Raw genomic sequence first — 15927 nt, forward strand, 5'->3', positions numbered from 1 at the left:
CAAGAATAGTCTCAATTGCGCGCATCTTGCTCTGCCACAAGCTCCCCTACACCGATAGAAATGATCCCGAGAGAACATCATTCATGAAGAAGACCGCCCTTCTGCTGGCAGCATCGTTCTTTGCCTCGACAGCGCTCGCAGCAGCCCAGCAGCCATCCCCCGCCCCCGGCGCCGTCAATGGTACAGCCGATGGGACCGCAGCCATCAAACCGGCTTGCGGCGGCGATATGGAGGCCTGGCTTGATGGCGTGATCAGGGAAGCCCGCGCGGCCGGCGTCACCGACAAGGGCATCAGCGAACTCTACAAGGCCTCGATCGACGACAAGGTGCTTGCCCGCGACCGCTCGCAAGGCATCTTCAACATGACCTTCCTTGATTTCTCCAAGCGGCTCATCTCGGACGCTCGGTTGAGGAAGGGTCGTGAAAACCTGGTCAAATACGCTGATGTGTTCAAGAAAGCGGAAGAGACCTACGGCGTTCCCGGCCCCGTTATCGCATCTTTCTGGGGCCTCGAAACCGATTACGGCGCGGTGCAGGGCGATTTCGACACGCTGAATGCGCTTGTGACATTGTCCTATGATTGCCGCAGGCCGGAACTGTTCCGCCCGCAACTGATCGCGCTCCTGAAGCTGTTCGACCAGGGCGTAGTCGATGCGCGTACGACGGGCGCATGGGCTGGCGAGATCGGCCAGATGCAAATCCTGCCGCTCGATTATCTCGAACGCGGCACCGATGGCGACGGCGACGGGCGCGTCAACCTGAAGGACAGCCCGCCGGACGCGATCATGACTGCGGCCCGGATGTTGCATGATCTCGGCTGGAAGAGGGGTCAACCCTGGCTGGAAGAAGTGCGGCTAACGAAGGATCTCCCCTGGGAGCAGGCGATCCGCACCAACCGCATGCCCCATTCCAAATGGGCGGCATGGGGCGTGGAAGGCATGGACGGCCCGCTCGGGCCCGATGATGGCGACGCCTCGCTGCTTCTGCCGATGGGACGCAAAGGCCCGGCCTTCCTCTCCTATCCAAACTTCGACGTCTTCGTCGAATGGAACAAATCGATCGTCTACGCGACCACCGCCGCCTTTTTCGCTGCTCGCCTTGCCGGCGCGCCCGCTTTGGAGGCAACCACCCCGGAACCAGGTCTCGACACCGAGCAGATGAAGGCGCTGCAGACGAAACTCGCGGCGCGCGGCTACGAAATGGGCAAGATCGACGGCGTCTTCGGCGTGCTGACGCGCGACGCGGTACGCGCCGAACAGATCCGCTTCGGCATGCCCGCGGATTCCTGGCCGACGGCCGAGTTGCTGAACAAGCTTCAGTAGCGAATAGCGAATAGCGAATAGCGAATAGCGAATGTAATCACTGACGATGCATAGGGAGTAGAGATTTTTCTACTCCCTATTTACTACTCGTATCTCACTCATTCCTCACGCCACCCGCTTCTCCTCGCCGAAATATGCTCCGATGATGCCGGCGACATTCTCCGATGCGACGGGCGGGCTGAACAGGAATCCCTGCAATTCACCGCATTGTTCGGCCCGCAGGCGCTCGAGCTGAGCGGCCGTCTCGACCCCCTCTGCCGTGGTGTCGATGCCAAGGCTCGCGCCGAGCCCAATGATCGCCCGCACGATTGCCAATGATTCCGGGCTATTGTCGATTTCGCGCACGAAAGAGCGGTCGATCTTCAGCCGGTTGAAGGGAAACTGCTTGAGATAGTGCAGGCTGGAATAGCCGGTGCCGAAATCGTCGAGTGCAATGCGTACGCCACGCTCGCGAAGCTGCCGCAGCAGCGCGAGATTGGCCGCGCTGTCGTCGAGGATAACAGATTCGGTAATCTCGATCTCGAGCCTTTCGGGAGCAAGCCCGCTCAGACGCAACGCATCTTCGATCACCTCCAGGAGCCCTCCGCTTCGGAACTGCACAGGAGAAACATTGATGGCGACCATGAGCGGATCAGGCCAGGAAGCCGCCTGACGGCAGGCCTCGTGCAGCATCCAGCGTCCGAGCCGATCGATCTGGCCGGTTTCTTCGGCAATCGGAATGAACTCCATGGGCGATACCATGCCGCGGCTCGGATGACGCCAGCGCATCAGCGCCTCGAAGCCGCACAATATACCCGATTGGACCGAAAGGATCGGCTGGAAATGCGCCTCGAACTGGCTGGCGATGTCGGCACTGCGCAAGTCCATTTCCAGCGACCGGCGGGTGCTGACCTGCACATCCATCTCCGGCTCGAAGAAGCGCACCACGCCCTTGCTTGACCGTTTGGCACGGTAGAGAGCCAGGTCGGCGCATCTGAGCAGATCGTCGGCCACGGTCGCGTCAACTGGCGCGACCGCTCCGCCGATGCTGGCGCCAATGCGGACCGGTCTGCCCTCGACGCTGGAAATCAATGACAGTTCCTTGCCGATGCGCCGGGCGAGCACCTCGATCTGCTCCCGGGAGTCCAGTCCCGGTGCGAAGATAGCGAACTCGTCTCCGCCGAGCCGCGCGACAATATCCCCTTCGCGCAGGCGCTTCTTCAGCCGCTTCATCACTTCGATTAACACCGCATCGCCCGCAGCATGGCCGAGTGTGTCATTGATCACCTTGAAATCGTCCAGGTCGATCATCAACACACCGAAAGCCCGCCCACCGGTGGCGAGATCGCTGGCCGCCTCCTCGATGGCGCGTGTGAACACCGTCCGGTTGGCTGCGCCCGTCAGCGGGTCGTGATGGGCCAGATAGGTGACATGCGCCTCGGCCCGGCGACGTTCGGTGATATCCATGATGGTTGAAAGCGTCGCCGGCCGGCCATCGACGAGGACTTCGCTGGCATATTCGATGATATCGAGAATCCTGCCATCGGCCGTACGGTGGCGCAGGCTGGCTTCAGACGAGGCGATATTTTCGTTACTGTTATCCCGCCCGCCAGCGCAGAGATCCGCCCCATCGAGTTTCAGGAATGCTTCGCGGCAATAACCATAAAGGCGCAGAGCCGCCTCGTTGACATTGAGAAAGCCCTCCTCACCGTAGGCACGCACATACATCGGCGCCGGATTGTCGTCGAAGAGCGACCGGAAGAGCGTCACGCGTGATTTGAGTTCACGAATATCGGTCAACGTGACCGCGAGTATTCCGTCCGCGGAATTCACGCCGACCTGCAAGGCAAGCGGGTTTGCACCGAACTGGTAGGTCAGTTCGAACGGTTCGATCGGCTCGCCGCGCGCTGCCCGGAGCAGTCGGGCAGGCACGCGATCAATACCGAGCCGGGCGAGCGCCTGGGAAAGAAGGGTAGATTGCAGGAGATCGGGCTGCGATCCGAGAAATCGTGCAGCAGCCTCGTTGATGCTCAATATGTAGAAGTCGCGCGGCAATCCGTCTTCGCCCACAACGGGATTGAGCCCGAGAATGCCCTGCTGCGAAGCGTTGATCAGCAGTCTGGGGAGATTGAGCAACGCCTTGCGCGGACGCATGATCAGCAGGAAATATTCCCCGCTCCAGCGGCACGAAAGCGGGAAAGCGGTGATCTCAACGGTCGATACATTGTTATCGATCAGCCATCGGCAAAGCGCGAGACGCGGTTCGCCGGCGAGCCGCGATCGACCGATCGCCGAAGCGATGGCCTGCCTGAAGATGAAGGACACATCTCCAAGAACGGGAGCCGCCGTCTCGCTGAGGCGGATAATAGACCTGACTGCTTTGCCGATGCGCAGGATTCTGTCGGCCGCGCCGGGCAGGCAGTGGACCACCGCGATCTCGTCTGCGAAGCGGCCCATATTACCCAGCGTGAAATCCTCGTAGGAAGGCAACGGGGTATTGATGCGTGCGGCCTGCCAGCAATGCAGCATGTAGCGCACGTCTTCGAACTCGGTCGGGATATTGATCGCATCTTCCGGCAAATCGCCTGATGCGTTCACCTCGCCGCTCCAAGGCCCCGCCCTATCGGCATCCGGTGCGCAAAACACCGCTCGCGACACCGCTTCGTTCCTGAATGCAAACATGACAGTTCCTCGTCGGGATCGATGATCCTGACGCTGTGAGGGAGTGAAACACGGAACATGCCGATGAAGCTCGGCTTCGACGGACGGCATCATGCCTCGCGCCTGAACTGCGCGCCGCTCTGGTCGGACTTTAGCCAGCCATCCTTACAAAGGCCTTAAACCTGCCGTGACGAAAACGTCATATGGCAGGCTAGCCCGCCATCGTTTCGAGCGAAGCAAATCCTTCCGGTTCCCCACCCTCATGGAACGGGGTCACAACCTCAACGAAGGTATCGGGATAAAACCCGTTGAAATGGGTGCGCAACGCCATGGAATAGGCGCCGATATGGCCGATTTCGATCCAGTCGCCGGTATCCACCGTCTCCGGCAACCAGAACGGCCGTGACAATATATCGACGGAATCGCAGGTCGCGCCGCAGACCCGGAACGGCACGATGGATTTGGCGTCGCCGCTGCGGCTCTTGATCGCCGGATCGGGGATGAAGCGGGCGGGCAGCGTGATCTTGCCAGTCCATGAATCCGACAGCGAAGCCCATATGCCGTCATTGATGTAAAGCCGCCTGCCCTTGCGAAGCAGCACGCGCACGATCAGCGAAAACGCCCTGGCGACGATCACGCGCCCTGGCTCCGCCACCAGCGGTAGATCGCCGAAGCCCCATTCCGCGATATCGCCGCGCAGGCGCGACATCAATTGGCCTAGCGATGGCATCTCGACATGCTTGCGGCGCGGGTCATGACCATATTCAGCGGGAAAGCCGCCGCCGATATCGAGGCCCGCCAGAGGAACAGCCGCGCGATTGCGCACCCAGTCCGCAGAGCGCAGCGCCCGCTCGTAAGTATCGGGATCGCTGATCTGACTGCCGACATGAAAGCAAATGCCCGTCTTGTAGCCCGTTCGGTGCAGCCGCTGCAAAAGCTCGACCGCGTGGGCGGGCGCCGCGCCGAACTTCTTCGAAAGCTCGTAGGCTGCATGGCCCTTGGTCTGGATGCGGACATAGATGGTGACGCTACCAGGATCGATATCGAGCGCGCGCACGATCCGCGTGACCTTGGCAATCTCGTCCTCATGATCGACCGCCAGCACGCGAATCCCGTAGGTTTCCAGCGCCAGGCGGATATCAGACTGCGCCTTGACCGGATGCATGTAGAGCATCCGCGCATCGGGCGAGGCCTGCCGCACCGCCGCGAACTCCGCCGGCGAAGCGACGTCGAACAGGTCGATCCCGTTCGCCGCCAGCGTTTCAAGAACCATCGGCTCCCCGTTTGTTTTCACCGCATAGGCGGTTTCCCCGGGGAACATCTCCCTGAATCGCCGTGCATCTTCCGCGAGCACTTGAGGACGGAAACAATAGACGGGGTGATCCGGACGTGTCGAAAGTGCGACATCCCGTGCGGTTTCGAATCGTTGCATCGGACCTCCATGCCGGTCTGGCGCGAGGAACCTAACAAGGCTTGATGATAGAAAAAAGCCATTAAGACGAGTTGGGCTTAATTGAGCATTTACAGGATCGACAGCCCGCCGGAAAATGGCAGAATTCTGTTTTCCACCGCGGCGGCTTCATGCTTCACGAAAAGTGAACGAACGAAGTAAACGTTTCTTTTCAGTGATTTAGGTCGAGAAAGAGAAAAAATTTCCCCAAGCTTGCCGCAACGCAGCACAGATTCCGCTTTTTTTGTGACGCGTCCGAGCATAGATTCACCCTGTTAACCCAACGCCACGGGTCATCATTCGATGATTCATGGCGCTTCGAAGGAGGCAGACCGATGGGACTTACACGTTCGCTTAACGTCCTGATGATCTGTGCAGCGTTCGCATTTGTTGGTGCGATGGTAATGGGCCTTCTCCCGTAAGGGCGGCCCAAGACTGCAGATGGGGGTCCTCAATCCCTGGGGAAGATACAAAACGAAAAAGCCCGGCACAGCGTCCGGGCTTTTTCATTTTCAGCAGTACGGGTCAGGCCGCCGCCCCCGCCAGATCCTGGCTTGCCTCTTTGGTCAAGCCTGATTCCGCCCCATGCTTCTGCGGGCGGATGCCGATCAGATGGCAGATGGCAAAGGCGAGATCGGCGCGATTCATCGTATAGAAATGGAAATCCTGAACGCCGCGCTCGACAAGATCGAGCACCTGCTCGGCGGCGACGGCGGCCGAGACCAGCATGTGGGTCTGCGTGTCGCTTTCCAGCCCGTCGAAGCGCTCGGCCAGCCAGGCCGGGATATGCGTCCCCGCCCGCGAACAGAAGTTCGTCACCTGTTTGAAATTGTGGATGGGAAGAATGCCCGGCAGGATCGGAATATAGATGCCGGCCCGGCGCACCCGCTCGACATAGCGCTCATAGAGATCATTATCGAAGAAGAACTGGGTAATCGCCCGCGTCGCACCATTGTCGACCTTGCGCTTCAGCATGTCGATATCGGTGGCGAAGTCGGGGCTTTCCGGATGCTTTTCGGGATAGGCGGAAACGGAAATGTCGAAATCGGCAAAAGCCTTCAGGCCCGCGACCAGCTCGGCGCCGTTGAGATAGCCTCCCGGCGTCGGCCGGTACTGATCGCCCACGCCGCCCGCGGGATCCCCGCGCAGCGCCACGAAGCGCTTGATGCCCAGCGCCGCGAATTCACGGACCACCGTATCGACCTCCTCCTTCGTCGCATCGACGCAGGTCAGATGCGCCGCCGGCGTGACATCAGTCTCCTTCAGGATACGGGCCACGGTGCGCAGCGTGCGCTCCCGCGTCGAGCCGCCGGCGCCATAGGTCACCGAGACGAATTCAGGCTTGAGCGGCGCCAGCCGCGTCACCGTTTCCCAGAGTCGCTTTTCCATTTCCTCCGTCTTCGGCGGAAAAAACTCAAAGGAAACCCGCGTCGTCTGCCCGATATCCGGACGGCGGGAAAGACCGAAAACACTCATCAAACACTCTCCGTCGCGTTTTGAGGGGAAGAGGAAACCGGATCGGCGATAACGAGGCGCGGATCGCAAGCCAGCCAGAGCTTCACGGTGAGCCCCGCTTCACCGCCTTTCGATTCCAGTTCCTGGATTTCTTCGACGGCGAGCCCAGCCTCCGAAAGCCAGCCGCGCATCTGTTCGTCGCTGAAGCCAAGGCGCAGATGCGCATGCTCCTCTCGTAGAAACTCCAGCGTATGCGGCGCGAAATCGACGATCAGCAGCCGTCCGCCGGGCCTGAGCGCCCTCGCCGCCTCGCGGATCGCCGCATGAGGATCGTCGAGGAAGTGCAGCACCTGATGGATGGTGACGAGATCGAAGCTCTCCCGCTCCACCGGCAATGCATAGATATCGCCCTGCCGCACCTGAGCATTGTTGATGCCCGCGCGATCGAGATTGGCGCGCGCCACCGTCAGCATGTCGCGGTTGATGTCGATGCCGACGCCACGCACATAAAGCGGCGAGAACAGCTCAAGAAGACGCCCCGTTCCGGTGCCGACATCTAGCATCGACTGGAAAGGCGTCTTGCCGACGATGCGCTTCAGCGCCGCCTCGACCGCGCTGTCGGAGACATGCAGCAGCCGTATGCGGTCCCAGCTATGGGCGTTGGCGCTGAAATAGGCCGTCGCCTTCTCCAGGCGCTGCGACTTGACTGCCGCCAGGCGCTCCATGTCGCGCTCCAGCAGCGGATCGGCGCCATCGAGCCGGGCGATCAGCGCGCGGGCGATCCAGCCAGGCACCGCTTCATCGGAAAGCCTGAAATAAGCCCAGGCGCCCTCCTGATAGCGATTGATGAGACCGGCTTCGTAAAGCAGCTTGAGATGGCGCGAAACGCGCGGCTGCGATTGACCGAGGATGGAGGTAAGGTCGGAAACCGTCAGATCGCCGCGCGAAAGCAGCGCCAGAATGCGCAGGCGGCTGGATTCAGCCGCCGCTTTCAGCGTATCAACCATCAGGTCGAGATGAAGACTGGTATTGCGCATCGCATTTTCCCGTGAGAGGCATTTGCCTCGAAAGACATAAAGATATGTTTATGTGAAAATGAGAAATCGCGCAAGCGAAAAGCGTGATCGCCAGGATCGAAACGGAAAGGGAAGAATGGCATGAGCACGGGTACAGCGCGCCAGCGCGCCATCGGCAAGTCCTTGACGGTGCTCCTGCCGGCCGTGCCTTATGCTGATTCCGAGCCGATCCGCGCGGCGGCCCAGGCCCCTCATATGAAGACGCTGCCGCCCTCCGTCGCCGTCTGGCTGGCGACGGTCGCCCATGTCCGCCACGTCTACACCGATTACGATGCGCTGCGTGACGAAGGCTACGACAAGGATTCCGCCCGCTTCTTCGTACTCGATGCGATCAACGTCAAACTGACGGAATGGCGCGCTACGCGGCTTCTGAATGCGGATGAAGAGGAGAGCGGCTGAACACGCGCAATCTCAACCCGGATAATACCATTGCTCCGGTATGCGGACTTCCATCTTCTCGTCCGTCTTCACGACACCCGGCTTCTCCACCCAGGCCACCAGCCCTCGAAGCCGCTTCGCTACCCTGACGAATTCCAGCGACATCGCCGTCTCATCGGCAGCGCCGGTATTCTCGGCCAACGCTTTTCCGGCAAACTTGCACGGCGCGTTCTGGCCATCGACCTTCAGCGTCACGCCGCCCTCGAAGAACAGCAGCGTGCGCGGCGGCAGCATGGAGAGGAACGGGATACCCTCAACCGTCATGTTCGCGCCGATCCACTCCGCCTTGACCTCGTCAATCCCGAGGCCGCCTGCGATGACAGCGAGTTCGTCTGGAGCCACGAGCGAAAGCTGTCGCTCGTTGCGCATCTCCGTGCCACGCGGATACCACGGCTCACGGCCGCCTGATTTGCGCGTCAACCCCGCATGGTAATCGCCGCGAATGCCCTCGAACGACAATTCCAGGACGTCGGCTGCCTGCGTGCCGAAATGGCCTTGCAATGCCTCGAAAAGACCGGCGACCCTGCCCGATATCCGGCGGCTCGGCGCGATCTCGGGAACGGTCGTGTTTTCAAGCGACGATAGGAGATCGGTCATGGCATTGCCCCCCTGCTTCGGCAAGAAGGATATAACCCAACCAGCAGACGCGAGCTATCGCGCGGCGCTGATGGGTTCAGGATAAATTTTGATGATTTCAGCCCTTCTGCGCCACGAGAAAGAGACGCGGGAAACGCAGAAGCGCCTTGCCGTCGCGCGCCAGCGGATAATGCTCGGCAATGCGCGCCGTATAGACGGCAAGATAATCGGCCTGCTCGCTCTCATTCAAGGCGTCGAGGAACGGTCTGAGTCCCGTCCCCTTCACCCATTCGACGATCGCCTCCGCGCCCGCCAGCGGATGATTGTAGATCGTATGCCATATGTCGATGCGTGCGGCGTCTGCCGACAGCGCGTCATAATAAGCGGAAACGGGCGGCAGCGGCTCACGCGCCTTGGCCCCGATCCGCTCTGCCCAGCGGGCATCGCGCGCAACTTCCGTCATCAGCCGGTGTGTCGGCTCTGTGAGATTGTCGGGCATCTGCACGGCCAGCACCGCGCCCGGCTTCAACGCCCCGAAAAGTCGCGCCAGATGCGCAATATGATCGGGCAGCCATTGGAAGACGGCGTTGGAGAACAGGAGATCGACACCTCCATCCGGCGTCCACGCCGCCACATCGGCAAGCTCAAAGCGAAGCTTGGGCAGGCGCGCCTTCGCCTTTTCGATCATGTCGGGTGAGCTATCGAAGCCGAGGATTTCCGCCTCCGGCCAGCGCGCCGCCAAAAGTTCGGTCGAATTGCCCGGCCCGCAGCCAATATCGACGATTTTTTGCGGGACCTCTATTGGCACCTGCGCCAGAAGATCCCGTGCCGGCCGGCTGCGTTCGTCCTCGAATTTCAGATATTGGGCGGCGGACCAATCTTTCATCACGAAGCCTCCTTCACACCTGCAAAAAAGAAAAGGCCGGCGTAACAGGCCGGCCTTACTTCTTGTTCTACCGCGTCAGCCGCTTGTACGACACCCGTTTCGGATTGACGCTTTCAGCGCCGAGGCGGCGGATTTTATCGGCCTCGTATTCCTGGAAATTGCCCTCGAACCATTCGACATGGCTGTCGCCCTCGAAGGCGAGGATGTGCGTCGCCAGCCGATCGAGGAACATGCGATCATGGCTGATGATAACGGCGCAACCGGCGAAATTTTCCAGCGCGTCTTCGAGCGCCGCAAGCGTTTCGGTGTCGAGATCGTTGGTCGGCTCATCGAGCAGGATGACGTTGCCGCCCGCTTTCAGCATCTTGGCCAGATGCACGCGGTTGCGCTGGCCGCCCGAGAGATTGCCAACTTTCTGTTGCTGGTCGCCGCCCTTGAAATTGAACGCACCGCAATAAGCCCGCGAATTCATCTCGTGCTTGCCAAGCTTGATGATGTCGTTACCGCCCGAAATTTCCTCCCAGACATTCTTGTCGGCGGCAAGATGGTCGCGGCTCTGGTCGACATACCCCAGATGCACCGTATCGCCGATGCGGATCGAGCCAGAATCCGGCTTTTCCTGGCCGGTGATCATCTTGAAGAGCGTGGATTTACCCGCGCCGTTGGGCCCTATGACGCCGACGATGCCGCCAGGAGGCAGCTTGAAGTCGAGGTTTTCGATCAGCATCCGGTCGCCGAAAGCCTTGGTCAGCCCCTCAGCCTCGATCACCACCTGGCCCAGCCGTTCGCCGACCGGGATGATGATCTGCGCCTCGCCCGGGCGGCGGTTATCGGCCGCCTCGACCAGTTCGTCATAGGCCTTGATGCGCGCCTTGGATTTTGCCTGCCGCGCCTTGGGGCTCTTCGCCATCCACTCGCGTTCGCGCTCCAGCGCCTTCTGGCGGGAGTCTTCCTCGCGGCCCTCCTGCTTCATGCGCTTGGCTTTGGCTTCGAGATAGGCGGAGTAATTGCCCTCGTAAGGAATGCCGCGACCGCGATCGAGCTCGAGGATCCAGCCGGTTACATTGTCCAGGAAGTAGCGATCATGGGTAATGATCATCACAGCGCCCGGATATTGGCGCAGATGGTTTTCGAGCCACCCGGTCGTCTCGGCATCAAGATGGTTGGTCGGCTCATCGAGGAGAAGCAGATCGGGCTGCGACAGGAGCAGCTTGCACAGCGCCACGCGGCGCCTTTCGCCGCCGGAGAGCGTGCTCACATCGGCATCGGCCGGCGGGCAGCGAAGCGCTTCCATCGCCATCTCGACCTGGCTTTCCAGATCCCACAAATTCTGGCTGTCGATGATGTCCTGCAGCCTTGCGCCCTCGTCCGCCGTCTCGTCGGAATAGTTCATCATCAGTTCGTTATAGCGATCGACGATCGCCGTCTTCTTGGCGACGCCCTCCATGACATTGCCCATGACGTTCTTGGTAGCATCGAGCTCCGGCTCCTGCGCCAGATATCCGCAGGTTGCGCCCTCGGCGAGCCAGGCTTCACCGGTATAGTCCTTGTCGAGACCGGCCATGATGCGCAGCACGGTCGACTTGCCGGCGCCATTCGGGCCGAGAATGCCGATCTTGGCATCGGGATAAAACGATAGATGCAGGTTTTCGAGGATTTTCTTGGTGCCGTAGACCTTGTTGAGGTCGGCCATATGATAGATGAACTGGCGTGCCATTGCGCGCATCGTCTCCGCTGCTTGGGGGAAATTTTAATTGCGCCGTATGTAGGCGAATTGGGACGCGGGGGCAATGATGGAGAAGTGCTTGACCCAAAAAGTGCGAAACCGGGCGCGGATATTTCCGTCACCCGGTTTCCCCTCTGGTTCCGCTTGCGGAAGCACCTCTCTTCCATGGGCGGCATGCAAAACGCTGAAGACGGCTTTTCCAAAAGGGTCGAGAAACCCGTTCAGCCGCCCCTGACAAGTCAGGTTATGTCGTCGTTGAAAAGAACACCCTATAAGCCCGCCAGCCCTGGAAGATTGTCTTTCAACCAATTCCGAAAAGCACTTTTGCGCAGCTTCTAAAAATTATCAAGTGGCTTTGCCAAAATAAATTGCACGACTAAATTTTAGGCAAGTTAAGCCAGTGCTGCATATGACAAAGTCATGACAGAACAGCAATTGACTATTGGATCGCCACACAGTCAAGATTATTCATATCTGGCGCACGGGGAGAACGGATTGCCTTTCCAGACAGCGGAACATTTCACCTCGCCTACCGGCGCTGCAATCTCCCTGCGCCATGCGGTGGCCCGTGGCAAACCACGCGCCGCCATTCAGATCAATCACGGGCTGGCCGAACATTCCGCCCGCTATATCGGTTTCGCCAAGCGCCTCGCCGCAGCGGGCTTTCATGTCTACGCGCACGACCATCGCGGCCATGGCGAAACCACGGCGCCGGATGCGCCGCGAGGCATGTTCTCGGTGCGTGGCGGAGCGGCAAAGGTTCTGGCCGACGTCGCCGCCGTCAATACCCATATCCATAGGGTGCATTCGGACCTGCCAATAGTAATCTTCGGCCATTCCATGGGCGGGCTGATCACACTTTCCCATATACTGCGCCATCCAGAGACGGTCGATGCAGCGGCGATCTGGAACGCCAATTTCTCGGCCGGCGCTGCCGGTCGGCTCGCGCAACTCATCCTGAAGGCGGAGCGGATGCTGCTCGGCTCCGATGTGCCTAGCCATATTCTGCCGAAGCTCACCTTCCGCGCATGGGGACGCGGCATCCCAAACCGCCGCACGGATTTCGACTGGCTTTCCCGGGACCCGACCGAGGTGGATGCCTACATCGCCGATTCCCATTGCGGCTGGGACGCCTCGGTCGGCATGTGGCTCGATGTCTTCGATTTCGTCTTTTACGGAGCCCGTGACGGGAATTTCGCCAAAGTCCGGCGTGACATGCCACTTCATCTGGTCGGCGGCGAAAAGGATCCGGCAACCGACAATGGCAAGGCCGTTGCTGCTCTGGTGCAACGCATGCAAGCCATGGGCTTCAGGAATGTGACTGAACGCATCTATCCCGAAACCCGGCATGAAAGCCTGAACGAGATCAACCGCGATGCCATTACCGACGATTTCATCGCGTGGCTGAACAAAATCGTCGAACAATCACCGCGATATCCGCGATAAATTGCCTGTAAGGGGAGATTCCTTTGAAAAAAGTGCCGGACCAAACCCGCAAAAGACAAGACCACCATGTCTGATGCGCCGCTTTCCGGTATCCGGGTGATAGAACTCGCGCGCGTGCTGGCGGGTCCATGGGCCGGTCAGATTCTGGCCGATCTCGGGGCCGACGTGATCAAGGTCGAGAGTCCCAATGGCGACGAGACGCGTGGCTGGGGCCCGCCCTTCGTCACCGCCGCCGATGGCGAAAATCTCTCCGCCGCTTATTTCCATGCGTGCAATCGCGGCAAGCGTTCGATCACCGCCGACTTCACCACCGAAGAGGGCCGGGAAACCGTCCGCGCCCTCTGCCGCACCGCCGATGTGGTCATCGAGAACTTCAAGGTCGGCGGCTTGAAGAAATACGGGCTCGACTATGAAAGCTTGAAAGCGCTCAATCCGCGCCTCGTCTATTGCTCCATCACCGGATTTGGCCAGACTGGCCCTTATGCCAAGCAGGCGGGATATGATTTCATCATCCAGGGCATGTCGGGGCTGATGTCGGTGACCGGCGAGCCGGACCGCGAGCCACAGAAGGTCGGTCTTGCCGTCGCCGATATCTTCACCGGCCTCTACGCCGCGACGGCCATTGAGGCTGCCCTTATCCATGTGGGCCGAACCGGCGAAGGCCAGTGGATCGACATGGCGCTCTTCGACGTGCAATCCGCCGTCATGGCCAATCAGGCAATGAACTATCTCGTGAGCGGCAAGAGCCCGAACCGCATGGGCAACGCCCACCCCAACATCGCGCCCTACGAGGTCGTGCCCACCTCCGACGGGCATTTGATCCTCGCCGTCGGCAATGACGGCCAGTTCGCCCGCCTCTGCGCCATTCTCGGCCTCGACACCCTGCCGGGCGATCCCAGCTTCGCTACCAATCGCGCCCGGCTCGACAACCGCGCGGCGTTGACCGCCACGATCAGCGCGGAGACGTCGAAGCGCACCCGCGCCGACCTGCTCTATGCCTGCATCGAAAGCAGCGTTCCCGCCGGGCCGATCAACCGCATCGGCGAAATGTTCGACGATCCGCAGATCGTCGCGCGCGGCCTGCGCCTCGATCTCGCCGACGGCCACGGCAATAGCATCCCCTCCGTGCGCACGCCCATCCTCATGTCGGCCAGCCCGCTCGTCTATGACAGGCCCTCGCCGCGCCTGGGCGAGCACACGGAAGAAGTATTGGGGGAACTGACAAAGGGGAAGAAGCCATGAAGACGGGTGCCCAACTGATCGTCGATGCGCTTGCCGCCAATGGCGTCAAGCGCCTGTTCTGCGTGCCCGGTGAGAGCTATCTCGCCGTGCTCGACGCGCTGGTGGATAGCGATATCGGCATCACGATCTGCCGTGCCGAAGGCGGCGCGGCGATGATGGCGGAAACATGGGGCAAGCTCACAGGCAGGCCCGGCATCTGCTTCGTCACCCGCGGCCCCGGCGCCACCAACGCCTCCCCCGGTATCCATATCGCCATGCAGGATTCCACGCCGATGATCCTCTTCATCGGCCAGGTGCAACGCGATGCGCGCGAGCGCGAGGCATTCCAGGAAGTGGAATACCGCCGCCATTTCGCGGACATGGCGAAATGGGTGGCGGAGATAGACGATCCTGCTCGTATTCCGGAATTCGTCACCCGAGCCTTCGCGGTGGCGACATCGGGCAGGCCCGGACCGGTCGTGCTCGCTTTGCCGGAGGATATACTCGTCGAGAGGGCGGAGGCACCTGCGCCGCAGGCCTCGCAGCCGGTGGAGACAGCGCCCTCCCCGGCTATGATAAAAAAGCTCCACGAGCTTCTCGAAACCGCCAAGAAGCCCTTCATGATCCTCGGTGGCTCTCGCTGGGATGCCGAAGCAGTCAGCCGCATCACTCGCTTTGCCGAGAGATGGGAACTTCCCGTGGGTTGCTCCTTCCGCCGCCAGATGTTGTTCGACCATCTCCACGCCAACTATTCCGGCGATGTCGGCATCGGCATCAATCCGGTCCTGGCAGAGCGGGTAAAATCAGCCGATCTTCTGCTGCTGATCGGCGGACGTTTCGGTGAAATGCCCTCCTCCGGCTATACGCTGATGCAGAGCCCCTATCCTGACCAGATGCTGGTGCATATACACCCCGACCCGCAGGAACTCGGCCGCGTCTATCGCCCGACGCTTGCCATCAATGCGGCGCCAGATGCCTTTGCGGAAGCAATCGATGAACTGACGCCGATCGGGCCGCTGCCCTGGTCGGGCGAAGCCGCCGCCGCCCATGCCGCATATCTCAAATGGTCGACGCCCCCCGAGAGCGGGCCGGGAGCGGTGGCCATGGGACCGATCATGGCCTGGCTTGAGGCCAACCTGCCCGAAGATGCGATCATGACCAATGGCGCCGGCAATTACGCCACATGGCTGCATCGTTTCCACCGCTTCCGCCGGTTTGGTACGCAGGCCGCCCCGACCTCCGGCTCGATGGGCTACGGCCTCCCCGCTGCCGTCGCCGCCAAGCAGCTCCATCCCGACCGTACCGTTATATGCTTTGCTGGAGACGGTTGTTTCCTGATGAACGGGCAGGATTTCGCCACGGCGGTCCAGTACGATCTTCCCATCATCGTGCTGGTCATCAACAACGGCATGTACGGCACGATCCGGATGCACCAGGAGCGCGAATATCCCGGCCGCGTTTCCGGCACCCAACTCACCAATCCCGATTTCGCGGCACTCGCCAGGGCCTATGGCGGCCATGGCGAAACGGTTGAAACGACGGACGATTTCGCCCCCGCCTTTGAACGGGCAGTTGAGAGCGGCAAGCCGTCGATCATCGAGATCCACCTCGATCCGGAAGCCATCACCCCGGCGCGGACGCTCACCGACATCAGGGAAAAACGCTGAAGCACGGAAAGGTATCACAAGTTC

13 protein-coding genes are annotated in these 15927 nt (G+C 60.8%); 5 read left to right on the plus strand and 8 right to left on the minus strand.

Features of this window, described 5'->3' with window-relative positions; translation table 11 throughout:
- Positions 1-227: 227 nt before the first annotated feature.
- Positions 228-1322: a lytic murein transglycosylase gene (locus DUT91_RS01410; protein WP_425373737.1), complete on the plus strand. Its 1095-nt coding sequence runs from the start codon at positions 228-230 to the stop codon at positions 1320-1322.
- A gap of 105 nt (positions 1323-1427) precedes the next feature.
- On the opposite strand, the gene DUT91_RS01415 is transcribed toward DUT91_RS01410, so the two are convergent.
- The 5 genes from DUT91_RS01415 to DUT91_RS01435 all read right to left on the minus strand — a co-directional run bounded on the left by DUT91_RS01415 (position 1428) and on the right by DUT91_RS01435 (position 7904).
- Positions 1428-3983 carry a putative bifunctional diguanylate cyclase/phosphodiesterase gene (locus DUT91_RS01415; protein ID WP_160113617.1) on the minus strand — a complete coding sequence of 852 codons (2556 nt, stop codon included), beginning with the start codon at positions 3981-3983 and terminating at the stop codon, positions 1428-1430.
- A gap of 190 nt (positions 3984-4173) precedes the next feature.
- Positions 4174-5394, minus strand: a complete 1221-nt coding sequence (locus tag DUT91_RS01420; protein WP_114438580.1) for an alanine racemase — start codon at positions 5392-5394, stop codon at positions 4174-4176.
- An 89-nt stretch (positions 5395-5483) separates the two neighbouring features.
- Entirely contained in the window at positions 5484-5675 is a 192-nt protein-coding gene (locus tag DUT91_RS01425; RefSeq protein WP_114438581.1) for a hypothetical protein, read from the minus strand.
- A 262-nt stretch (positions 5676-5937) separates the two neighbouring features.
- Positions 5938-6888 (minus strand): methylenetetrahydrofolate reductase [NAD(P)H], encoded by a 951-nt coding sequence (metF, locus tag DUT91_RS01430; RefSeq protein WP_114438582.1) that lies wholly within the window; start codon positions 6886-6888, stop codon positions 5938-5940.
- Positions 6888-7904 (minus strand): ArsR/SmtB family transcription factor, encoded by a 1017-nt coding sequence (locus DUT91_RS01435; protein ID WP_114438583.1) that lies wholly within the window; start codon positions 7902-7904, stop codon positions 6888-6890. Before DUT91_RS01435 ends, metF begins: the two co-directional genes overlap by 1 nt.
- A gap of 120 nt (positions 7905-8024) precedes the next feature.
- Between DUT91_RS01435 and DUT91_RS01440 the strand changes: the two genes are divergently transcribed.
- The gene (locus DUT91_RS01440; RefSeq protein WP_114438584.1) at positions 8025-8342 is read left to right on the plus strand and encodes a DUF2293 domain-containing protein; all 318 of its coding nucleotides are present in this window, start codon (positions 8025-8027) and stop codon (positions 8340-8342) included.
- Positions 8343-8354: 12 nt separating this feature from the next.
- Here DUT91_RS01440 and DUT91_RS01445 read toward each other — a convergent pair whose 3' ends face one another.
- From DUT91_RS01445 to ettA, 3 genes are all read right to left on the minus strand, one after another.
- On the minus strand, positions 8355-8978 hold the full coding sequence (locus tag DUT91_RS01445; protein ID WP_114438585.1) for an MOSC domain-containing protein: 624 nt from the start codon (positions 8976-8978) through the stop codon (positions 8355-8357).
- A 97-nt stretch (positions 8979-9075) separates the two neighbouring features.
- A complete protein-coding gene (tam, locus tag DUT91_RS01450; protein WP_114438586.1) occupies positions 9076-9843 on the minus strand; it encodes a trans-aconitate 2-methyltransferase in 768 nt (255 codons plus the stop codon).
- Positions 9844-9910: 67 nt separating this feature from the next.
- Positions 9911-11560 carry an energy-dependent translational throttle protein EttA gene (gene ettA / locus DUT91_RS01455; protein ID WP_114438587.1) on the minus strand — a complete coding sequence of 550 codons (1650 nt, stop codon included), beginning with the start codon at positions 11558-11560 and terminating at the stop codon, positions 9911-9913.
- Between the two features lie 504 nt (positions 11561-12064).
- Between ettA and DUT91_RS01460 the strand changes: the two genes are divergently transcribed.
- The 3 genes from DUT91_RS01460 (at position 12065) to DUT91_RS01470 (ending at position 15903) form a co-directional block, all read left to right on the plus strand.
- Complete coding sequence (locus tag DUT91_RS01460) at positions 12065-13015, plus strand: alpha/beta fold hydrolase (RefSeq protein WP_245419434.1); 951 nt, start codon at positions 12065-12067, stop codon at positions 13013-13015.
- Between the two features lie 66 nt (positions 13016-13081).
- Positions 13082-14257, plus strand: coding sequence for a CaiB/BaiF CoA transferase family protein (locus tag DUT91_RS01465; RefSeq protein ID WP_114438589.1), 1176 nt, complete (start codon positions 13082-13084; stop codon positions 14255-14257).
- Complete coding sequence (locus DUT91_RS01470) at positions 14254-15903, plus strand: thiamine pyrophosphate-binding protein (protein ID WP_114438590.1); 1650 nt, start codon at positions 14254-14256, stop codon at positions 15901-15903. The genes DUT91_RS01465 and DUT91_RS01470 overlap by 4 nt, the downstream gene beginning before the upstream one ends.
- Positions 15904-15927 lie beyond the last annotated feature (24 nt).

The sequence above is a fragment of the Paramesorhizobium salinisoli genome, from assembly GCF_003335045.1.
Lineage (GTDB): Bacteria > Pseudomonadota > Alphaproteobacteria > Rhizobiales > Rhizobiaceae > Paramesorhizobium > Paramesorhizobium salinisoli.